A 23,318-nucleotide genomic window follows, 5' to 3' on the forward strand; every position below is an offset into this window, starting at 1 on the left:
TATCAAGGAGGGAATATTATTTGGTATTACTCTGCTTCAGCTGCAGCCAATTTTGAATTGGGTTGGTTGAGCTTCTGATGTAACCACAATCCAGATGCCTTCATGGTATAACCAAACAGTGCTCCAACAGTCAACGACGGAATGACAAGTTGCCAGTCACCGTTCGCAGCAAAGGTTGCACATGCTCCGATAAAGGTTCCCGGAATATAATTCAACCATGTTTTCTTTGCCTGAAAACACATGAAAAACGATACGATAGCAGTGGCCATATAACCTAAAATTTCAACGCTGAACAGGCTCGACAGGTGAATAATGACCATCGCCCAAAAGACGCCGCTCATATTTGTCACAATGCTCAGGCCAAGGCCTTTGATACCATCTTTAGGGGAAGCAAAGTAGGTTGTGCAACCCAGAAATCCTGCCCAGCTCAATAGACCCAGGGAAACAGCCACCCATCCCCAAATACCAGAAAGAATACCTGTGGTTAATGAAATTGCTACCAGTACCGTCATGTTGTGATCTCGTAAATATATAAAAGCACTTGAATTCGTAAACAGTGTAGTCAGCTACAAAATAAACAAAAGAGATATCGATCACACTATATAAAATTTTGTTGCATGCAATTTCTTGAGAAGATGATCGATCTCACACAAAACAGGCACTTTTCAACATGACTGCAATCTGTATATTTTTTATCGTTAAGCATTCTGTATTACCATCAACCCAGTGTTGATATGTGGAAACAGTTAACTCATATAATTCCGTCTAAGGTATCTATCCAAGCGAGGATACTGATCACCGTGACCTGTATTTACACTTTTCAAATTGCGGTTATCTCAAGCTATGGTAAGTTAAGCTTTTTGTTATCTATATCCCCAATTTATAAACTTCGGAGCAACCCATGGGCCCTTTAATGCTCGATGTCTCAGGCTGTGAACTTAACGCTGAAGAACGTGAAATTATCCAGCATCCTACTGTTGGAGGGATCATCTTGTTCGCACGCAATTATCACAATCGAGCTCAATTACGTGCTCTGACAAAAGATATCCGCCAAACAGCCAAACGCCCTCTTCTTATTGCCGTTGATCAGGAAGGCGGCCGTGTTCAACGCTTTCGTCATGAATTCACTCACCTTCCACCGGCAAAAGCTTTTGCCGAGCAGGACAATGGAATTGAATTGGCAAAACAAGGAGGGTGGATAATGGCAGCAGAACTGCTTGCTATGGATATTGACCTCAGCTTCGCCCCTGTTTTAGATTTAGGCTTTGACTGTAAGGCCATTGGTGATCGCGCATTTTCCGACGATCCGAAACAAATAATAAAGTATGCCAGCCAGTTTATTCAGGGCATGAGACAGGCAGGAATGGCAGCGACAGGCAAACACTTCCCAGGACACGGAGGTGTCATTGCGGATTCTCATCTAGAGACCCCTGTCGATCCACGAGAGACAATAAAGCAACACGATATGACTGTCTTTCAGCACCTAATCGAACAAAACCTTCTCGATGGCATGATGCCAGCCCATGTGGTCTTCGAGGCTTTTGATGACAAACCCGCAAGCGGTTCAGACTATTGGCTGAAAGATGTTTTGCGTGGGGAACTCGGCTTCACCGGAGTCATTTTTTCTGACGATTTAAATATGAAAGGTGCCGATGTCCTGGGCAGTTACAGTGAAAGAGCCATTGCAGCACAACGTGCTGGCTGTGACATGGTAATGTTGTGTAACAACCGTGACGGTGCTATTGAGGCCTTAGATGGGTTACCCCAAACCCAGGTACAGCTACTCGATACGCTGTTGAAAAAGCCAACTGGCGAATACCGCGATCTGATCAAGACCAGAATGTGGCAAGAAACAGAGAATGATATCAACCGATTGACTCAGTCATGGCGAGATAAGAACGCTTAATAGACGTTGCCGAGATCAGTAAGCGGAGCTGTTGAACAAAGGTGAGCTCAAAGAAAATCGGTTCACCTTTCTCCGTTTAATCAATACAGACAATTTGATTTCCCATATGATGATTGTCATTTTTATGTGACGCCATCGTTTTACTGAAATAGGCAAAGTCTCTGAAAATCATCGGCCGGCCAAAATAAAACCCTTGCTGCAAATTAACCCCTTGATCGGCCAAATACTGAGATTGTTCTTCGGTTTCAACCCCTTCCGCAATCATTTCCATTCCGGCTTCTTTACCAAAAGCAATTATTGAATCAAGCAAAGACAGCTTGATATCCGATGTTCCGATGTTTTCGACGAACATTTTATCAATTTTCAGGCTGCGGATATTAAGTTGCTGAATATAGCTAAAGCCCCCATACCCTGTACCGGCATCATCCAACTTAACATCAACACCCTTAAGTCGCAGGTGCTCAATAACATCTGATGCAATAGCCAAATTATTAAAGCGTTTACGTTCGGTCACTTCAAACGCTATTTGAGTGGGTTCCAGATCTGAGTTTCGTAATAAATCGAGTGATTTTTCGATAACTTCAAGACTCTCTAACTGATCAGGCACTACGTTAATACTTATAATTTGCTTAGTGACGTGCCAGTTTAACTTACCGATCTCATTAATGGCTTTTTCCATCAATTGTTCGGTGATCGGGAGTATTTGACCACTTTTTTCAACATAAGGAATAAATTCCATCGGCGATATCATATCCTGTCCGGGACGCTTCCACCGAGCAAGCATTTCACAGCCATACAGTGAATTTGTGGCGACATTCACTATCGGTTGATAATAAGGAACGAACTCTCGCTTTGCTATTCCCTGCTCTACCAAAGAATGTAGTGACATTTTTTTTCTTATCGCTGTACGATAAAGAAAAATAAATAGCCCTCCCATCGCACCACCGAACAGAAACAAAGGTAGCCAAAGGTTATCTTCATACCTATCAAGTAACTCTGTTTTAACAAATGTATTCAGCCGGAGTCCGTTAACAAATTCTGAACTGAACAATGGTTCTTTTGACAGCAGAAATGCGTCACCACGCCAGAAAGAAACGGTGGGATTGTCTATCGATGACATTGAGCTCAGTATACAATCATCACAATATTTATTGCGAAGAGTATCTGATACCAAAGGCTCCATATGGACCAGCATCGTCCCTCGTTCATCTTTCCACTCAGTCACCAATATATTTTGTTCATTACGGGATTCTGATGTCACCCATAGCGAAATATTTGAACTTAAATTTTTGATTAAGGGCGTCAGACGGCTCTCTGTATCAGCGCCTTTAAAGCTGGTGCATTGTTTGCCATTTCGCGTTTGTAGGGTAATACGTCGAATAATATAATCATTGTAAGCAATATGCTGCAGTTGATGCTCATCCAGAGCCCCACAATCTAATTGAAACTTTTCCGATAACTTACCCAAAACAGCTGGAAGTTCAGCAAAATTCATTGAATAGGTCTGAAGTAACTCTTTAGAATCTGTACGAATAACGTAGGAAAGCTGTAGCCTGGAAAAGTATCCAGTCGATAGTGAAAAAAGAAAAGCTAAGCCAATCACAAATGCGAGTGCATAAAGCTCCGTTTTAAAATGGGCTATCTTTGTGAACGCGCTCATTTCTTCATATCCGTCTGTAAATTAGCTGAACTTAAGCTATGTAATATAACTAAGTTTTATCTCCATATATTCGTTAACCATATTCATTAGCAAGATTATTAACAAGCAATTATTTCAATAAGTTAGCGACACAGATCACGCCTTAGTTCAAAAAATTTTCAAAGAAAAAAAAGTTACCGAAATAGTATAAACAATGGTTATACCGTATAGCGTAGATAAATAAAATAACCCGTATAACCAGAGAGGAGAGAAGCTCAGAAATCAACGTACCTTTGCAAAAAGGTCATATAGAGAACGGCAGCAAAGGAAACAGCAGAAAAATACGATTAAGAAATTAATCATATTCGATAGAACAGCGTCAAAACGCCAGATAGGACCTTAGAAGCTAAAGTGCATCACGTGAACGGTCTACATCTTTGGTACACTTTTTCTCTTTTACAATGATGTAAACAGCACCAATGATAAAGGCCAGAACTAACACGGTTTCCATAATTTAACCTTATACAGTCTCGGTTACAAATGACTGATACCATATTCAGCTCATGGTCAGCCTAAAACGTTAAGTTACGGTCTAAAAAATGTCTCTCACTAAAAACAATTTTTAGACTTGAAAAGAAGATACCTTACTTGGCTTAATCTTGCACAAATGACTTGTCAGATTGTGATAAAAAATGGCCTGTTTTTCAAGCAGCGAGTCCTTTAAAGTCATATCTTTGTATTATACACACTAACTTTAGCAGAAATTGACATTAGCTTACGACTGATGATTGGATGATCAAGTACAAAAAAGCGGCCGAAGCCGCTGTCTATAATCAAACTACTCACAACGAGTAATTCAGATCACTGGAAAATGATGCCGCTTACAACCATCGTTCCTGCCCTGTAAAGCTAACTGACAACCAGGTTTCACCTAGATCATCGGATAACTCATCCCATAACAGCTGGCGAATATGATCCTGCCGCTTAGTTGTCCATCTTGCATCATCTTTAACCAAAATATTGATTTCAAGATCATACTGACGCCCGATTTTAGCAAAGTGGTGTGTATAACCATCAAAGTGATATTTTTTTGAAAGGGCTTCTATCACACGATCGACGTGACGCTGCGCCTTATTTTTCGGCGCAACCAATAACACCTCTCGAATGTTACGACGTAACACCTTAATCGGTAAAACTGATGCCGCAATAGAAAGAGTGGAGACGAGGATTGGGTCAACATAAGCGTTCCAACGGGAATAACCCATTGAGTCAAAAATAACCACCATAATGAAACCAACTAAGATGGCGGCACTCAGTATGCCATCGACTAACCATTCTTGTGAGTCGATACGAACCAGTTCTGAATCCACACTTTTAGCGATGTGGGTTTCTGTATAGTAAATAGCAAAACAACAAATGGTTGATAGCACTGCATAGGTCAGTGCGTGTTCCAGGACAATATCATGACCGCCTTTGACAATGGTTTGCACACCGCTAATGAAAGCGAACAAGCAGGTAATTAAGATGAGCAAGCCATTGATGACATTAATAAGCGGTTCGATATGCGCATAGCCGAACTGGAACTGCCTGTCATCAGGTTTGGAGACTAAATACGCGGTATACAGACTTAAACCCGTCATACCCATACTTAGAAATGAAAACATACCGTCAAGCAAAATGGCATTAGAATCAACATACAATCCATAGCCAATACCCAGGCTGGCAACTAAAACAGTACCAGCTAGAGATAATTTCAGAGCAAGACGTTCTTTACTAATTTTACGGCTAGTAGCCATATTATCCTCCTTTCACTTTCTGTAATAAATGTATCTTTCAACACCGTTATATCTCAAAACGGCTCTTTTTCAAAATCACTATTTAGTCACCATCGAAATTTGTGTATACGATGGGAATGTGATAGCGGGTATAAAAACATGTTAGGGAACGCGTATAATCAAGTAACTAGAACGTTTCAGGTCAGGTTCTTTAGGAAGGCAATACATCATCAAGCCACTGTCCAAACTCTTTTTTCCGTAAGGCGGTATTCAGAACAGCCTGCTGCTTACCTTTCTTGAACACAATAATCGTTGGAACACCTCGGACTCGATATCGTGAAGCCAGCGCCCTGTGCTGATGGCTGTTCACTCTTAAAAAACGTAACTGCTGCTTACGTTCAGCCGCCACTTTTTCAATAATGGGCTTAAACATATTGCATGGCGTACAGTTCGCTCCCCAAAAAGTCACCACAACAGGTTTAGGGCTCAGGATCAGCTGCTCAAAATTATTTGCATTCGCTTCCACAGGCTTCCCATCTAACAATGGTTTATTGCAATGGTCACAACTCACCGTATTTGACAATGATTGAGCCGCGATATCTGCCCCCTTGCCACAGTGGGGGCAATCAACAGTAATTAACTTCATTATTTATTCCAGTTCCAACTCTCGCCGAGAGAAAAGTCACATATTTTATACCAGGCACACTAGGCTCTTATTGAATCCGATGAGTAGTCTATACGGCGTGATACCAATCGGTATTATCTTAAATATCAGTATACAAGACATCACGGAGTAAAAGTAGATTCAACACTGCGCAATCTATGCTCAAGTGATCTCAATATGGAGGAGTCAGAGCAGCTCAACGAGTTCAGTTCAAACACAATAAGTATCGGAATGATTACTCCCTTTTAAGCTCATTGAGGCTGAACTGGGGACGCTCAGTCACTCTCTGAGCGAGGTTTATTGGCTTCTATGGCAGGTTTATTCGTTTCTTTGCAGCTGTAGTTGCTCAATATCACTGAAAAAAGTAATGATCTTGGCTCTGCTTACATTGTATTTAAAATCTGTACTTTCGCAGATATCCTGAGCATAGCCTTGCTTCTTGGCGTTTTTAGTTTGGAAAAACTCACATGTGGCACGTTGTTCACATGCCATGTCCCGCTCTGAACTCAATTCATCCCACTGAGCTGAAAAATATTTTAGGGCAAAATCTAACTGATCATAGTTTTCATCTGTCAGCTCTGGGCGCAGTACACTCAGCTCCTGCTGACGTTCATGGATAAATTCGTCAAAAGACTCTGATAAGCTGTATGTCGATGTGCTATAGCACTTGTCTTGCACAAACTGGCCTTGCTGGCTTAACTGATCATGAAAAGGCTCCTGAGAAGTACAAGCCGTGACCAGACAAAGTGATAGAAAACCTGAAAACAACTTCATAACCCACCACAGGAAAATTAAGAACACCCCGGTGGTGTTCTTAGTAAAGTATTACCGATTCTTCCAGAGTGTCTATGTAAACCCCATATAGTCTCAACTATAAGACGCCATCACCCGCTAAGCCGGCAGGATTATATTAATAAGCATTTGATTTAGAGTGTAATTTCAAAAAGACCGTTCCTTCGCTCACTTACAGATGGCTCTGCGGCAACGAAGTATTTCTTATGCAATAGAGGGCGGAGTATCTGAGCGATTCAGAGCGTTTTGCACGTGGAATTAATACGAAAGGTGAACTCTGGAATAAAAAATCCGGAACCAATTGGTTCCGGATTTTTGCTGATTATTGAGCTTTAAAGATCTGAGCTGATTCAAGCTGTGTCATCTGGCGAGTTTTGCGCCAGACGAAATAAAAAATGCCCATCATCATGAGCATTGATGGAATCGCTATCATCGGATAACTCATTAAGGTTAACTTTCCGAGTTCTTCGTTAAAAGCCGCAGAGCCGGAAGGACTGGTTACAATCGTGGTAGCTAAGATATAGTTCATCACCGACGAGAAAATAAACGTGCTGGCAAATAAATAGTTAGACTGTACAAGACAACGATCAAATTGATCTTGCTTGTTATTCATCGCTAATTTTTCCCTGATCAAAGGAAGATTTAAAACGTTATCGTTTAAAAGCATCTTACTGACAACAGGATATTTAGTGTAGGTTGAAATAAATACCCCCAAGCCAATTAAGCCAGGGATCAGGGCTTCCTTAACGGCTAACCACTTGGTATCCAGTTCTAACAGACCTATACCACCAGTAAGCAAGATGCTGACAAAGCCTAGCAATGAAATAAAATTAAACTTTTTGAATCGGATCAGTTCGTAGCCACCAAAAACAACAGGAAATGCTAATGCGATAACAAGCGCACCAACCGAGCCAAGATGGTCGTCACCACTCAATTTCATCAGAATGACAGACGGTACAATGACGTTAAAGATCAAATCAGTAAATGGGTTCGCTTTTTTTTCAGCCATAATCTCATTCAAAGGTTACTAAAGAAATGCCGGTCCATTGTTCCGCTATTTTTCGATGCTGTAAAGAGGTATCACGTTACAAAGCATTAAAGTAGAGGACCATCAGAACCGGAAAGCTCTACAATACACTGATAGCTGGTATAAAATAACCTCCGTACTGAAGACCGTTCTAACTGATTGATATTGCCTTAATGCGCCCTAATTCCCCATCAGCCATTAGGGAAAGTGAAGAAGAACAGATGGTGCTAACTCTGACAAAACAAAACCAATACAAGCCGGCAAGATAAACGCCACCCCGACTATGCCTGCGGCATAAATCATCACATTCATTACACTCTTTACTTTTTTATACTTATTCATTGTGTGTATCCGATACCCAACCCCTCATGATGTGAGATTCAGAACTTCCACTGTATCTTGAGGTACTTGGATATATAGCATGCCATCAAATTGTTGAACGCTACTGTACTCCGCTCCTGTCATTTTTTAAACACGTCGTTTTGGAACACTTTGTTCTATTATTTTGAACAATCCCTCATTTAGTTCGTACAGGCAAAATCTGCCCTCCTCCTCCATACTCAATCCGATACGTACGAAATCAAAAAACACGAAATGGCGTTGTGCGTACATCACACAATTTAAACAGGAGTCGAGTGATGACTAAACCGATTGTGGCCAATAACCGTCCGCTCAAAGTTCACCTTAATGCGGGCGAGGAGTATCACTTCTGTGCTTGCGGCCGTTCAGCCAACCAACCATTTTGTGATGGCTCTCATCAAGGTACAGGTATGACCCCAAAGGCTTTTAAAGCGGATAAAAGCAGTGAAGAATACTTATGTGCCTGTAAACATACTCAAAATGCCCCTTTCTGTGATGGCACTCATCGGCAATTCTCAGTAAGTGATATCGGTAAAGAAGGTCCAGGTGTACTAAGTCGTCATGATGAGATGCCAGTTGCCACCGCAACAAAGGAAGAGCCCACAGTCGCTTTCATTCATCAACTGGCTCGGGAAGGCCTGTCAACATTGGGCCACCACGGCCCTATGACGGCCATGGGAGTGCCACGCTACCAATTGCCCCTGTGGGATGACATCCAAATCATGGTGGCGCAGCTGGCCGCCAAGCCATTACCGGAAGAGACGAAAGTGGGTACCGAACTGGTTATAGGCCCGAAAGCAAAACGACCATTAGTGCTTGATATACCACTTTTTGTCTCTGACATGAGCTTTGGTGCGCTTTCGGAAGAAGCCAAAACGGCATTAGCTATGGGGGCTGAGCTGGCCGGAACGGGGATCTGCTCAGGTGAAGGCGGTATGCTCGCAGAAGAGCAACAAGCTAACAGCCGTTATTTTTATGAACTGGCCAGCGCCAAATTTGGTTACCACGAGGAATTACTGAAAATGGTACAGGCATTTCACTTTAAAGGAGGACAGGGAGCTAAAACGGGGACAGGCGGTCACCTTCCTGCAGCCAAGAATGTCGGAAGAATTGCGCAAGTACGTGGATTAACAGAGGGGACTGACGCAATTTCCCCTCCTACATTTACCGATCTAAAAACCGTGAAGGATTTCGCCGAGTTCGCTAATAATGTCAGGGAAATCACCAACGGGATCCCCATTGGATTCAAGCTCAGTGCTAACCATATCGAACGTGACATGGGATTTGCTCTCGAAGCTGGCGCAGACTATATCATTCTTGACGGTCGTGGCGGTGGTACGGGAGCGGCCCCGCAATTATTTAGGGATCACATCAGCGTGCCTACCATTCCGGCTTTAGCGCGTGCCCGTTACTTTCTTGATAAGCAAGGCATGACAGACTATGTCACTCTGATCATCACTGGTGGCATAAGGGTGCCCAGTGATTTTATCAAAGCCCTGGCATTGGGTGCCGATGGCATTGCCATTGCTAACAGCGCCATGCAATCGATCGGCTGCGTGGCTGCTCGTATCTGTAATACTAATAATTGCCCGGCAGGTATCACGACGCAGAAAAAGGATTTACGCCAGAAGTTAAATCCCGACAAAGCGGCCAAACAGCTGGCTAATTTTTTTGCCGCCTCAACCGAACTGATGCAAGTAATGGCAAGAGCCTGTGGCCACCGCCACTTAAATCAATTTAATAAAGATGATTTGGCAACATGGGATCATGAGATGGCAAGATTAGCCGGTATTGAATACTCAGGGTTTAAACAGCGGGATTGAAGTATTGTTGCTCAATGTATTCTGTGCTTATTCACAGATAGCTAACGTCTAATTGCATAACAGAAAAAAGCGATTATGCTGGGACCTGTTTAGCTGATTATTTCAAGGGGATCCCACTATGCTTGATACCACTAATACGGCACTACTGATTATAGATGTTCAGGGTAAACTGGCACAGATCATGGACGAGAAAGAGGCACTGTTCGGTAATCTTGAAACCATGGTCAAAGGCGCAAATATCCTTGGACTACCTACCCTTTGGGTAGAACAATTGCCGGACAAACTCGGAACAACTATTTCTCAGATTACGGATAATATCGAACTGCAAAAACCTGTAGTTAAAAGCACCTTTAGTGCTTATCGTAACCCGGAATTTGCTGCTGCACTCAAAGCAACAGATTGTAAAAACGTGTTAGTGACCGGTATTGAGGCCCACATTTGTGTGTATCAAACAGCGATAGATTTACATGACGCCGGCTACCATGTCGAAGTGATTAGCGATGCCGTATCTTCACGGACCCCGCAAAACAAACAGCTTGCTCTAGATAAAATGCAGCACGCCGGAATCAACCTTACTTGCACGGAAATGGCGCTATTTGAGTTGCAATCTATCGCGGAAGGCGAGCGCTTCAAACAAATGCTAAAAATCATCAAATAATCGAAAGGCTTAAAAGAAGAAAGTTAGAATGTAGCCCAATGCTGTTCACTGGGCTATATCGACTTCAATTCCTATTACTTATCTTTCACCGAATGACGGGCGATTTCACTCGACAGTGACTGCGCCTTCATTGCGAAGACCGCCATGAGTAATGCCGCCACAGCGACCACCGCCATACCTGCATAGATTAAGCTGAAGCCTTGCTCTAATATTGTTGAGTCAAAGTGCGCTAAAGCACCGTCACTACCTTCCGTGATCAAGGTCGGAACCTTACTGTGAAACAGCGCTGAACAAATCGCAACACCAATCGCCCCACCCAGTTCCCGGCCAAAGCCAAATAACGACATTCCGATGCCACGATCTCTTGCTGGCAACACATTCTGAACCACCACACTCAATGCCGGTAACGTAAATCCTAACCCGAGACCTGCTGACGCCAAAGCGAACGGCAGTAACACATCAGCATGAAGTTGCCACAAAGCTAAGGTTGCCAATAAAAAACCAACGACAACAAAGGGTTTATAATAGCCTCTCTTTGCAATTTGTTTACCACCGAAATACGCCCCTGCGGTAATACTGCACATAAAGATCATCATCACCAGACCGCTGCCGGATGCCGTCATACCCTTTTGCCACTGCATTTGTAATGGCAGATAAACCAATACCGCAAACATCAGCAGTTGTGAGCAGAGCATCAGCAATACACTCACCAAATACCCCGGTAAAAAAACCAGCCGTACGGGTAGAATGGGATCTTTTGCTTTTCGCTCAACCCAGACCAATAGCATCACCGTCGCAGCCAGAGCGCCGCCTATGACTCCCATATCGATAGTCGATTCAGGTGAAATAAGTAACAGCAGCAAGGTCGTTGTGGTCATTAGCAACCCTGCACCTTTCCAGTCAAACTTAGACTTACGCCCGGTATTAAGGTGCTTGAGGTTTTTATTGATCATCCATAAAGCCAGGCCTCCCAGCGGAATATTAATCCAAAACACCCAGCGCCAACTCAAATGCTCAGCAAAATACCCCCCCAGCATCGGGCCAGCAATACTGGATACCGCATAAACCGCAGAGATATAGCCCTGATATTTACCCACTTCACGGGCAGGAATACTATCGGCGATCACCGTGAATGCTAAGGCAATCAAGCCACCACCACCGATCCCTTGCAGCACCCGTGAAGCAATCAATGTCGTTAAATCTTGTGACAATGCACAAGCCACAGAGCCGCCAACAAATAGAAATATGCTGCTATTGAGCATTTTTACGCGACCGAACATATCACTTAACTTGCCATAGACTGGCAATACCGCTGTTGCGGCTAGCAAATAAGCCGTGACCACCCAAGTGAGCGCCTGCCCCGCCCCTAGTTCTTGCCCAATAATAGGCAAAGGGGTTGTGACAATACTTTTTTCTAAGGAACCCAAAGCGATAACGAGCGCAACGCTAGCAAAAATTGTCTTAGGTGACATACATTCCCCCATAAATAAACAATGTTAAAACAACTTAACCGATTCGAAAACAGGATATAATGAGTCTCATCATTCCAAATATGGGATCATTAAATGAAGCTTGATGACTTAGACCTTTTTTTATCTGTAGTGAAGGCTGGCAGCTTTGCCATTGCCGCCCGGCAAAGGGCTGTCCCTACCAGTACTCTTAGTCGCAGAATCCAACAGCTAGAATCAGATACCGGACGTAAGTTACTGCTGCGACATGCCAAAGAGTTGAGTCTGACAAAAGACGGGCAACTGTTAGTACAGCAATTCTCATCGCTGTTTGATGATATTCACCTGCGTCTGGAAAATGTCGATAAAGAAAAAGAAGACTTTTCCGGACTTATTGTCATCAATGCCCCGATCATTCCGCTTCAGCATCAGATTGGACCGATTGCGTTAGAGTTTGCCAAACAGCATCCCCAAGTACAGATCCGTTTTCAATTGGGTAACCAAAATGATTATTATCTGCGTGGTGACATCGACATCGCGCTGCGATTTGGTCACCAGCCAGCCTCAGACTGGGTAGGACGTAAACTGTCACACAGTCCATCGGTACTGTGCGCAACACCGAGCTACTTACAAAACAAACCGGGATTGACCCACCCCAACCAACTAAGCTGCTATGATCTGCTTTCACCAAACCCCAAACAACGCTGGGTATTTACACAGACTGAAGCTGATACATTTAGGCTAAGCCCCAATGCTCGAATTCAATCCGATGAGCTGGAATGTATTTATAATGCCGCCATTGCCGGCTTGGGTATTGCTCGTTTGCCTCAATGGTACGCGAAATCGTCGCTTCTAAACGGACAGTTAGTGCAGTTGTTGCCCGACTGGCAAATGGAAGGTTCAGATGTCTTTATGCTGCATCCACAACGAAAACTGCTTTCAGAACGTACTCAGGCGTTGGTCGACTTTATTTTTCAACACTGGCTACCTCTTGATACCTACAAAAATAACATTTAAAAAAATGCGTCTTTACCCATTGACTAAAACGCGCTGATTGTCTATCTTATTTTTTAATGAGAAATAAGATAGACAATCATATCTTTTCATCACCATTGGTTGGGAATGCGGTTGTGATAAAACCGACGCTACCCCCATCTATAATTATAAACACGCTTAATAATTGAGATGCTTATGTTTGCAATTACTCATGTTAACGTTTTTGATGGTCGCAGCGTTCTTTATGACCAAGCAATGATCATTGAGCAAGATACTATTCAGGCTATCGTACCGATGTCTGCAGCGTACCTTCCTGAGAAGACCTTCAATGCCAATGGGTTACTTGCAACATCCGGTTTTATTGATATTCAATTAAACGGCTGTGGAGGTGTATTACTCAATACCGATATTAGGAAAAATACCCTCGATGTCATGAATGCCACCAACCTCAAAAATGGTACAACGCAGTATCTGCCGACTTTTATTACCAGTCAGGCTCCGTTGATGAAACAGGTGATTGACTTGATCGCAGATATCGACGATCCGGCCAGTCAGGGTATCTTAGGCCTGCACCTCGAAGGTCCATTTATTAGTAAAGAAAAAAAAGGGGCGCATCAAGAGAGTTTCATACGCCAACTGGATGAGACAACCGCCCATTACCTTGCTGATAATGCGAATAAGATCCGTGTCGTTACCCTTGCGCCTGAAAACACACCACAATCGGTTATCGATATTCTCACACAAGCAGGTATTACCGTTTCATTAGGCCATACCAACGCTAGCTACGATGAGCTGATCAGTAAGCAAGGCGTAACAATGGCGACTCATCTCTACAATGCCATGACACCTTTAGGCTCTCGTGAACCGGGCACGGTGGGTTACATCTTCGATAAAAAACCCCATGCCGGCATTATTGTCGACGGCATTCACTCTTCATATGCTTCCGTCCGTATCGCCCACCAGGTGCTGGGGGAAAAATTATTCTTGGTCACTGATGCTGTAGCGCCTGCCGGAACGGATTTAACCGAATATAATATGGCTGGTACTACTGCATATGTAACAGAAGGTAAGTGCCATTATAAAGACGGGACAATAGCCGGATCTGCCATTACCATGATTGATGGGGTGAAAAACCTGATTGATCACGTCGGCCTTAGCCGCGAAGAAGCATTGCGGATGGCAAGTTTATACCCGGCAAAAGCATTAAAGATTGATAATGAATATGGTCGATTAAAAACCGGTTACAAAGCGAACATCGCCTTACTTGATGAGAATAATCAGATACAGACCGTTTTCCAAATGGGTCAGATGCACACAATTTAAGTTTGCCACGTTACATATTCGCGTAATACGTTTCTTGTGATTACAGTCGAGATCGAAAAAGGGGCTAACTTAGCCCCTTTTTAATAATTCATTTTTAATAACAAACAGTATCTGACAAGCTACTTTCTTCAGCCATTACGCAGCTTATGCCGCCAATGGCTTCTTTTTCATAGCGGATTTTGATGTTCTGTTCATCTGGAACTCACGTAGTTTAAAGTACAGGTAAGTCACGACGATAGAAAAGAACAAATAAGACAATGAGAAAACCAATGGGGAGTTGATCAGATTCGCTTCTAAGCTCCACATCACCCCCACAACGGTAACGGTCATTTTCGCCATCATTCCCATCAACAACAACAATGCAGCAAGTTGCGGATAACGCGTTGAACGGAACGCCAGCCAATAACCAGCACCGACAGCAACAGCTGCGATACCAAAGCCAACCATAAATGAATGGAAATGTTCACCAGAAAGAACACCTGCCACTATCGAAACCAGAAAGATCAGACCGAATTTCATAAACGCCTCAACGAGTATTATTGGATAAAGCGTCCCTTCAAAAATAATCTTTGTCCACAGTCTTATTTTTACATTTTCTGTTCGGTTTTCATACAAAGCGCCATTTGGTCGTTACAGAATAAAAGAGTTTTTTTCCATTAATTTAAAACCAGATCCCCCCCAATCCATTGATAGTTATTTAATTTTACCAAAGTGGCTAAGGTCATGTTAAATAACCGGTAAATTGTAAGAAGTTTTTACAAACATACTTTTGTAATTAATTATTCTGAAATTGACTGTTAAATTCAAAATCCAGTGATAGTTCTGCGCCTATTTTGGCCAGAAAACAGCACTAGATATGGAATTTTATATTTCATTATTGAAACCAAAGAATCATCAGGATCACGGTCCTGTCATAAAAAAACCACCAATAACAATAAGTTATTGGTGGTTTATTGACTCATAATAGGTTAGATCGGTGAATAAATCTTATACGGACGCCAGCTCCTCGACTTTCTCTATCTTCACTGCAGCTACTTTAAATTCCGGAATTTTGGCGTAAGGATCTGTTGCAGAGCTGGTCAGGCGGTTAGCTGGCGATTCGACAAAGTGGAATGGTACAAAAACCACACCTTGCTGCATTCTCTTTGTCACGAATGCCGGCGTTTCTATGCTTCCGCGACGCGTCGATACTCTCAGCATTTCGCCGTTATGAATACCTAACCGCTCAGCATCAGCAACCGAAATCATGGCTCGCGGCCCGGCCAGGTTATCCAACCCTTTCGTTTTGCGTGTCATGGTCCCGGTATGGAATTGCTCTAACAGACGACCGGTTGTCAGTATCAACGGGTATTCTTCATCTGGCAATTCTGCAGCATAACGGAACGGAATTGCGGTCATTTCGCCTTTACCACGGGTAAATTGCTCGGTATGCATGATACGGGTGCCGGCGGGCGCATTCTCATTACATGGCCACTGAACCCCCTCTTTACCGACACGATCCCAGCTAATACCTGCATACTGAGGCGTCAACTGAGTGATCTCTTCGGTAATATCCTGCACCGACTGATAGGTCCAGTCACTGCCCATTGCATTCGCGATGCTCTGGATGATCCACCAGTCTTCTTTGGCTTCACCAGGTGGATTCACCGCCGGAGAGATACGCTGCACCCGCCGCTCAGTATTGGTGAAGTTACCTGATTTTTCAGCAAATGAACAAGACGGTAACACCACATCTGCATACTGCGCTGTTTCTGTCAGGAAAATATCCTGTACGACTAAGAAGTCCAGCTTTTCCAGTGCTTCAATGACATGCGCCTGATTAGGATCACTCAGTACAGGGTTTTCACCCATCACATATAAGCCTTTGACCTGATCATGGCATGCCGCATCAATAATTTCAGTCAGAGTCAGACCAGATTCTTTCGGCAAATCCGGTTTATTCCATGCGTCAGCAAACTTGGCGTGAACATCAGGCAAATAGACTTTCTGATAACCCGGGAGGTTATCAGGCAAGGCCCCCATATCACAGGCCCCCTGTACATTTGACTGGCCACGTAGTGGGTTAATGCCGCCACCTTCAATGCCGATGTTGCCACACAGCAGTTGCAGGTTAGCAATGGAGCGGACGTTATCGTGACCCGTCGTATGCTGGGTAATACCCATTGAGTAATAAACTGCAGTACGCTCGGCTTTACCGATCATTTCCGCCATTTTAATCACGTCAGATGCCTTAACGCCGGTGATCAACTCGATTTTATCGGGTGCGTACTCTTCGCTCATCACTTCTGCTTTAAGTACATCAAATCCTTCAACACGCTCGGCAATATAGACTTGATCGTGCCAGCCATGCTTAATGATTTGCTGCATGATCCCGTTCAGCAACATCACATCCGTGCCCGGACGATGCGCCACATAGATCTCTGAATGCTCGGCAATATCAATACGCTTCGGATCGGCCACAATTAAGCGTGCCTTACCATGGCGAATGGCTTGCTTGATATGTGAAGCAATGATCGGGTGGGCAGAGGTTGTGTCAGAGCCAATAATAAACACCACATCAGAGTGCGCAATACTTGGAATATCATTGGTCATCGCACCACTGCCAATAGATGCCTCAAGCCCGCTCACTGTTGATGCATGACAAAGCCGCGCACAGTGATCGACATTATTAGTGCCGAGCTCGCGGCGAATAAATTTCTGGAAGGCATAATTATCTTCATTGGTCGTTTTGGCCGATGAGAACCCCGCTAAGGCATTGCCACCGTGCTCGGTTTTAATCCCCTTAAGCTTATCCGCTACCAACGCTAATGCATCTTCCCAACTTGCAGCTTGTAATTTGCCATCTCTGCGGATCAATGGCGTAGTCAGGCGCTCATTGCTATGAATGAAATCAAATCCGAAACGACCTTTAACACAGAGCATTCCCTGGTTCACCGGGGAATCTTTTGCACCTTGCACATAACGGATCTGGTTCAGAGATTCGTCAACAAACATGGTCAGCTTACAGCCGACGCCGCAATAGGTACAAATGGTATCGACGGGAGTCAGCATTTCAATTCGGCCTTGCGACTTATCCCGGCTGTCTACGAGCGCCCCGGTCGGACATACCTGGACACAGGCGCCACACTGCACACAATTTGAATCGCCCATGCTGTAACCATTTTCAAAGCCCGGTCGACATGCGGGACGGTTGGCACGCGTTTCGCTATCGCCAGCACCACTGACGGGCGCGCTTGATGAGAAGTTGAGTACGCCGTGTACCCCCTGCTCATTACAGGCCTTGACACACTGGCCGCAGCTGATGCAGCGATTGGCATCAAAAACGATAAATTCCGAGCTATCATCAACACTGAATTTCTGACGGCTCTCGTGATTGAGATTGGTTTCGGCAACCTTATATTCGGTCGCATAGTCCCGCAGCTTGCAGTCGGTATTCGCCTGGCAACCGCACTCCAGACAGCGAGCTGCTTCGCGCATGGCTTCTTCGTTGCTAAACCCGGTTTCCACTTCACTTAAATTAAATGCACGATCGGTATTACTTAATTCCGGCATCACAGCACGCATGGCTTTTTTAATACCGGCGAAGTGTTCGGGATCGACCTGCTTCAGTTTGCTTTCTTTTTGCGAATTGAACGGCTTAACCGGAATATGTTCCATATCGCCATTAAAAAAACGATCAATCGCCTCGGCAGCAATACGCCCGTCTGCGACCGCTTCAATGGCAGTCGCCGGACCTCGGCGGAAATCACCGATACTGAAGATATTCTCCAACCCTGAGTGCATGGTATTCGGATCCGATTCTTGCGTTAGCCAGCGCGTCACCGGCAGCTTAAGCTCTTCACCTTCAAGGAAATCAAGATCCGGCTTTTGCGATACCGCCGCTATCACGGTATCGAAAGCTTCGGTAAAGAACTCTCCGGTTGCTTCAGGTCTGCGACGACCAGACGCATCCGCTTCACCTAATGCCATTTTTTCCAGTTTAATATCGCAAACACGTCCCTGGTCGTCTGCAATATTTTCAACCGGGTTGGTTAAGAAATGGAATTTCACCCCTTCATGTTCGGCCTCAACAATTTCATAATCTTCCGCCGGCATTTCATCACGGGTACGTCGATAGATTAACGTTGTATCGGCCCCGTCACGAACAGCTGTTCGGGCACAGTCAATGGCAGTATTACCGCCGCCGATAACGGCCACTTTTTTACCGGTAATAAAACGCTGATCGGTCACATAATCTTTAAGATAATCGACGCCCAGGTAGCAACCATTAAGATCGCTGCCCGGGTAATTCATCTCGACGGCTTTCGATGCGCCCACCGCGAGGCAGACAGCATCAAACTCTTTGCTTAACTGAGACAGGGTGAAGTCGACACCGAGCTTTTTAGAGGTCTCAACCTGCAGGCCGTTGCGGCATATCAGCTCAATTTCTTTATTTAAAATTGCTTTTGGTAAACGGTATTCCGGGATCCCGTAACGGAGCCAGCCACCCGCTTCTGGCATCGACTCATAAACGGTAACGTCATAGCCTTCGTTGGTCAGATAATAACCACAGGTTAAACCGCCCGGGCCGCTACCGACCACCGCGATTGATTTGCCTTTAGCTGGTTTTTTCTCCGGCACATAGCTTTCTTGTGCTGCCAAATCAATATCGGCGGCATGACGTTTAAGCTGTCTGATAGCGACCGGTTCATCCACCAGCCCTCGACGGCACTCTGATTCACAGAAAGCCGGACAGACGCGTCCAATCGACAGTGGCATAGGCAGCGTTCGCTTGATCACCTCAACAGCTTTTTGATGATCATTTTGCGAGATATGGTACAAATATGACTGAATATCCACGCCTGCGGGACACGCTGTCTGGCATGGCGCTTCACAGTCCGCATAGTGATCTGACAAAATTCTATTAAGTGCCTGTTGACGAAGCGACGAAATCTCATCAGAGGCGGTTGTCACCGTCATACCTTCAACGGGTCTTATTTCACATGCCCGTTGAATACCCAGCCCTTCAACATCGACTACGCATAAACCACATGGGTCTTTTTCACCACTTTTGTTTAATCCACACAGTGACGGAATTTCAATTTTGCAGTGCATTGCAACGTCGAGCAGGGTCTGTTGATCATCGACGGTATAAGCCTGTTCATCTATCGTGACATTTATCATTGATTGCCTCTTTGTTTTTCTCGGCAATGCATCATTATGATCACCACGAGCTAAAGGCATTCGGTCGAGAATGATCTTTTGGCTTCAGTGACCCATTGCTTCTCAAACTTCGCTTTGTGCAAATAGCAGCAATTGTGCGAATAGCAGTTGCGCGAGGATGATTGGGGGAAAAATCATCAATTTTTTATTATCTCCCAAACGTATCAAATGCAGCACAAAATTCTTTGATTTAAAACACTGATAGCTTTATTTCTATCACTTTTACACATGAACGAAAATGGCGGTTATTCTTAACTGGTAAGAAGCACTCTTTTATAATTCCCTCGCATCTGTAGGGAGATCTGTGTCTAACAGATGCATATAGGGCGTGACTTTGCCAGCCATGTCATTTTATAATTTAATGATAACTTTAATTATTCAGTGATTTTCCGGACAGGTTATGGCCAATATTTTAGACTCTGTTGATCAACGTACACAGCTTGTTGGTGAAAACCGGCTTGAACTTTTAATCTTCCAACTGAATACTTCACAGCTATTTGCCATTAATGTGTTTAAAGTAAAAGAAGTTGTTAAACTTCCGCACCTTCACGCTTTGCCAGGCTCTCATCCCAATATCTGCGGGGTCGCCAATATCCGTGGTATTTCTATTCCTGTTATTGATCTGCGCGGTGCCATTGGGATGAGAAGCACTGAGCAAACTCCCGATTGCAACATGATCGTTACTGAATATAACCGCACAGTTCAGGCTTTCCTCGTAGGCCAGGTTATGAATATTGTCAACATGACCTGGAAAGATATTCAACCACCGCCCGATCAGGTTGGCCGAAATAATTACCTCACGGCGATCACCAACCTTGAACGCGAAGGTGTCAAGCGCATCGTCAGCATCATTGATGTTGAAAAAGTGCTAGCTGAAATTATTGACTACAATATCCAGATTTCAGAGGACATACTCGACGACACGATTGTCAGCCAGCTCCAAGGCCGTAAAATCTTAATTGTCGATGACTCATCAACGGCCCGAGCTCAGATCCGAGAAACTCTGGCTCAACTTGGCGTCGACGTTATCGAAGCCAGTAATGGCCTGAAAGCCCTTAACATGCTGAAAGGCTGGTGTGATCAAGGTAAGAACATCAATGAGGAAATCTTAATGATGTTTACCGATGCCGAGATGCCGGAAATGGATGGCTATAAGCTCACCAATGAAGTGCGAAATGATCCTCGAATGAAAGATCTTCATATCGCGTTAAATACCTCGTTGAGCGGTCGTTTTAACGAAGCTATGGTGAAAAAAGTGGGGTGTAACCGCTTCATCTCAAAATTTCAACCGGATTTACTGGTCGAAGTTGTTCAGGACCGTTTGCGCGAAGTCATCACGCAGTAAAAAACACAAATCTAGAGATTCACTCAAACGAGGCCCTCACAGCAAAACTCGCCCAGAGGCGAGTTTTCGTTTACCGATACCAATATTAGTATTTAACTAATCCCCTGGAACTGGCAATTCAAAGCAATATAAATCAGCAATAAACCAGACTTAAATGGATAATCGACAACCTGAGTACCGCTCTCATCATCTGGTGCTCATCCAGTAGACATACATGTAATAACCGTTGTCTAATCAAGCAAATAGTATGGCTTACGTTAAAATCGAGCTTGTTACTTCTGCTGTCATAACCGACACCCTGCGCGATTTTCATTCCTCTCCACTCCCCCCCACGTTACAAACCACAACTCATTACCATTACAGTGCAACGGTAATGGTCTGTTTTTAAATCCATTAACCATTAAAAATACCGGTAGGGCTCATCGCTGTTTTGTTCAGATCGGTTCAACTCATGCCAATAGGGTCCATCACTCACCGTTTCATTAACAAGATCAAGCGATTCGCCATAAAGCGTATCAATTTTCTGCGCCCGTACATCGTCGGTTTTCAGCGATAGCTGCATTGTCATCAGCGCGATGATTGCAACTGGAAGCACCCAGCGCGGTGTTCCCGATTTATTTTCTTTCATCACATAACACCCCTACGGCAGTTATTTCATTTGGGCTGTACGCATCTCAGGCTGTTCACTGCGCAACGTGACACGACGGTCAAAGAAGTCACTTTCGAAGTTTTGTTCTGATTTAACCGGCTCTAACTCCCCGTAGGCTTCTACTTCAAACTGGTCACGCTCAACACCTCGAGCCGCCAGATATTGACTCACGGCATCCACACGACGCATCGATAAGGCCAGGTTCTTCTGACTGTCACCACGGCGATCTGCGTAACCCGACAGCTGCCATTTTACTTCCGGTGCTTGCTTCATTAATTCGGCCAACTCATCAAGCTGCTGTTGAAAATGAGGTTCAATCAAATCTGAACCAGTGCGAAAGTGCACATTCGTCTCAAGCGCTAAGTCCAATTCCTGTTGTTGATCCCTTTGCACTTGCAGATCTTGCTGCAGATGAGCAATCTCAGTTTGCGCCTGGTTAAATTTCTGACTAACCCGTTCAAGTTCAGTATTACGCGCAGACAGCTCGATCAGCTCTTCATCTTGTGACTTAATGAACTCTTCCTGACCGACAGTCGTGCCGACAATACCGCCAATAATCGCACCAATCATGGCCCCTGCCGGGCCGCCGACTAGTGCGCCCAGCGCGGCTCCCGAGCCTAAACCAATAAGTTGTTCCTGCTCAGCCACAATGTCGTGGTTCTGTGCGATATCGGCCTCACTCGCCTGTACACTAGGAGCAATGGCTGAAACAAGCAGAGTGGTAGCGATCATTGTGGAGATAAGCTGCTTTTTCATTTTGTTTTCCTCATCAGTTACTCTGGGTATGTGGTTAAACTAACGGTCTTGTTAACACAAGCGTTCCCGTTTCGATGAGGTAATTAAACCAAACGGTTCTGGCAATACCGGGGATGAAAAATGGCAATGTGGCGATCAAATGTGGCAGAAAAAAGGCAATCTGTTTTCCATGCTTTTTTAGCAAACTTTTTGTTGTATAGTCAGCACATAAAACGGCAAACGCGATATCAACAACCACGTTATAAAGACAAAACAACAAGGTAAACCATGAAAAGAATTGCCATAGTCGAAGATGAAACTGCGATCCGTGAAAACTATATCGATGTATTAAAGAAACATGGATACAGTGTCCAAGGCTATGATAATCGCCCGAGGGCGCTCGCCGCTTTTGAGCAACGCTTGCCCGACCTCGCTATTATTGACATTGGCCTGCAAGATGAAATTGATGGTGGTTTTTCCCTGTGTCAATCGTTACGGGCGATGTCACCTACTGTACCGATTATCTTTTTAACCGCCCGTGACAGTGACTTTGATACCGTCTGCGGTTTACGAATGGGAGCAGATGACTACCTGACGAAAGACGTTAGCCTGCCCCACCTAATTGCGCGTATTGCTGCCCTTTTTCGACGCAGCGATTTAATGGCAACCCCGACAGAGCAAGCAAGCTTAGTTGAACAAGGCTCGCTGACCATCGACAAAAACAAAATGCAGGTATTCTGGAAACAGCAACAGATCGAACTGACGGTCACTGAATTCTGGCTGATCTACGCCCTTGCCAAACGACCCGGACACGTAAAGAGTCGTGATGACTTAATGCAGGAAGCTCAGATCGTCGTTGATGACAGCACAATCACTTCTCACGTAAAACGTGTTCGTAAAAAGTTTGTCCAAAGCGATCCCGCATTTGACTGCATCCATACCGTTTATGGTATGGGCTATCGCTGGGGATCATAAC

At 44.4% G+C, this 23,318-nt stretch carries 19 protein-coding genes; 7 read left to right on the plus strand and 12 right to left on the minus strand.

Annotation, left to right across the window (positions count from 1 at the left end):
• Positions 1–26: 26 nt before the first annotated feature.
• Positions 27–512 carry a DUF1097 domain-containing protein gene (locus tag AC2204_RS07075; RefSeq protein WP_318924803.1) on the minus strand — a complete coding sequence of 162 codons (486 nt, stop codon included), beginning with the start codon at positions 510–512 and terminating at the stop codon, positions 27–29.
• A gap of 389 nt (positions 513–901) precedes the next feature.
• Here AC2204_RS07075 and nagZ point away from each other — a divergent pair, with 389 nt between their 5' ends.
• Positions 902–1,906 (plus strand): beta-N-acetylhexosaminidase, encoded by a 1,005-nt coding sequence (gene nagZ, locus AC2204_RS07080; RefSeq protein ID WP_318924804.1) that lies wholly within the window; start codon positions 902–904, stop codon positions 1,904–1,906.
• Positions 1,907–1,982: 76 nt separating this feature from the next.
• Here nagZ and AC2204_RS07085 read toward each other — a convergent pair whose 3' ends face one another.
• The 6 genes from AC2204_RS07085 to AC2204_RS07110 form a co-directional block, all read right to left on the minus strand.
• On the minus strand, positions 1,983–3,566 hold the full coding sequence (locus tag AC2204_RS07085; protein ID WP_318924806.1) for an EAL domain-containing protein: 1,584 nt from the start codon (positions 3,564–3,566) through the stop codon (positions 1,983–1,985).
• Positions 3,567–4,426: 860 nt separating this feature from the next.
• The gene (locus AC2204_RS07090; RefSeq protein ID WP_318924807.1) at positions 4,427–5,341 is read right to left on the minus strand and encodes a cation diffusion facilitator family transporter; all 915 of its coding nucleotides are present in this window, start codon (positions 5,339–5,341) and stop codon (positions 4,427–4,429) included.
• Positions 5,342–5,531: 190 nt separating this feature from the next.
• Positions 5,532–5,966, minus strand: coding sequence for a thioredoxin TrxC (gene trxC / locus AC2204_RS07095; RefSeq protein WP_318924808.1), 435 nt, complete (start codon positions 5,964–5,966; stop codon positions 5,532–5,534).
• A 336-nt stretch (positions 5,967–6,302) separates the two neighbouring features.
• Positions 6,303–6,758 carry a hypothetical protein gene (locus AC2204_RS07100; protein WP_318924809.1) on the minus strand — a complete coding sequence of 152 codons (456 nt, stop codon included), beginning with the start codon at positions 6,756–6,758 and terminating at the stop codon, positions 6,303–6,305.
• 340 nt (positions 6,759–7,098) lie between these two features.
• Complete coding sequence (locus tag AC2204_RS07105; RefSeq protein ID WP_413466685.1) at positions 7,099–7,785, minus strand: VC0807 family protein; 687 nt, start codon at positions 7,783–7,785, stop codon at positions 7,099–7,101.
• Positions 7,786–8,001: 216 nt separating this feature from the next.
• Complete coding sequence (locus AC2204_RS07110; RefSeq protein WP_318924812.1) at positions 8,002–8,145, minus strand: hypothetical protein; 144 nt, start codon at positions 8,143–8,145, stop codon at positions 8,002–8,004.
• 296 nt (positions 8,146–8,441) lie between these two features.
• Here AC2204_RS07110 and AC2204_RS07115 point away from each other — a divergent pair, with 296 nt between their 5' ends.
• Together AC2204_RS07115 and AC2204_RS07120 are read left to right on the plus strand one after the other, a co-directional pair.
• Complete coding sequence (locus AC2204_RS07115; RefSeq protein ID WP_318924813.1) at positions 8,442–9,986, plus strand: glutamate synthase-related protein; 1,545 nt, start codon at positions 8,442–8,444, stop codon at positions 9,984–9,986.
• Positions 9,987–10,104: 118 nt separating this feature from the next.
• Entirely contained in the window at positions 10,105–10,644 is a 540-nt protein-coding gene (locus tag AC2204_RS07120; protein WP_318924814.1) for a hydrolase, read from the plus strand.
• 74 nt (positions 10,645–10,718) lie between these two features.
• Here the strand turns inward: AC2204_RS07120 and AC2204_RS07125 are convergent, their stop codons facing one another.
• Positions 10,719–12,116, minus strand: coding sequence for an MDR family MFS transporter (locus AC2204_RS07125; protein WP_318924815.1), 1,398 nt, complete (start codon positions 12,114–12,116; stop codon positions 10,719–10,721).
• 93 nt (positions 12,117–12,209) lie between these two features.
• Between AC2204_RS07125 and AC2204_RS07130 the strand changes: the two genes are divergently transcribed.
• Both AC2204_RS07130 and nagA read left to right on the plus strand, forming a co-directional pair.
• A complete protein-coding gene (locus AC2204_RS07130; RefSeq protein ID WP_318924816.1) occupies positions 12,210–13,109 on the plus strand; it encodes a LysR family transcriptional regulator in 900 nt (299 codons plus the stop codon).
• A 174-nt stretch (positions 13,110–13,283) separates the two neighbouring features.
• Positions 13,284–14,411, plus strand: a complete 1,128-nt coding sequence (nagA, locus tag AC2204_RS07135) for an N-acetylglucosamine-6-phosphate deacetylase (protein WP_318924817.1) — start codon at positions 13,284–13,286, stop codon at positions 14,409–14,411.
• A gap of 144 nt (positions 14,412–14,555) precedes the next feature.
• Here the strand turns inward: nagA and AC2204_RS07140 are convergent, their stop codons facing one another.
• Complete coding sequence (locus tag AC2204_RS07140) at positions 14,556–14,930, minus strand: NADH:ubiquinone oxidoreductase (RefSeq protein WP_318924818.1); 375 nt, start codon at positions 14,928–14,930, stop codon at positions 14,556–14,558.
• Between the two features lie 468 nt (positions 14,931–15,398).
• Positions 15,399–19,574, minus strand: coding sequence for a formate dehydrogenase subunit alpha (fdhF, locus tag AC2204_RS07145; protein ID WP_318924819.1), 4,176 nt, complete (start codon positions 19,572–19,574; stop codon positions 15,399–15,401).
• Positions 19,575–20,013: 439 nt separating this feature from the next.
• On the opposite strand from fdhF, the gene AC2204_RS07150 reads away from it, so the two are divergent.
• Positions 20,014–20,958 carry a chemotaxis protein CheV gene (locus AC2204_RS07150; RefSeq protein WP_318924820.1) on the plus strand — a complete coding sequence of 315 codons (945 nt, stop codon included), beginning with the start codon at positions 20,014–20,016 and terminating at the stop codon, positions 20,956–20,958.
• A gap of 400 nt (positions 20,959–21,358) precedes the next feature.
• On the opposite strand, the gene AC2204_RS07155 is transcribed toward AC2204_RS07150, so the two are convergent.
• Together AC2204_RS07155 and pdsO are read right to left on the minus strand one after the other, a co-directional pair.
• Complete coding sequence (locus AC2204_RS07155) at positions 21,359–21,586, minus strand: hypothetical protein (protein ID WP_318924821.1); 228 nt, start codon at positions 21,584–21,586, stop codon at positions 21,359–21,361.
• A gap of 21 nt (positions 21,587–21,607) precedes the next feature.
• Entirely contained in the window at positions 21,608–22,363 is a 756-nt protein-coding gene (gene pdsO / locus AC2204_RS07160; protein WP_318924822.1) for a sortase-associated OmpA-like protein PdsO, read from the minus strand.
• A 267-nt stretch (positions 22,364–22,630) separates the two neighbouring features.
• On the opposite strand from pdsO, the gene pdsR reads away from it, so the two are divergent.
• Positions 22,631–23,317 carry a proteobacterial dedicated sortase system response regulator gene (gene pdsR / locus AC2204_RS07165; RefSeq protein WP_318924823.1) on the plus strand — a complete coding sequence of 229 codons (687 nt, stop codon included), beginning with the start codon at positions 22,631–22,633 and terminating at the stop codon, positions 23,315–23,317.
• The last annotated feature ends 1 nt before the right edge of the window (position 23,318 follow it).

It is taken from the genome of Photobacterium sp., from assembly GCF_057456235.1.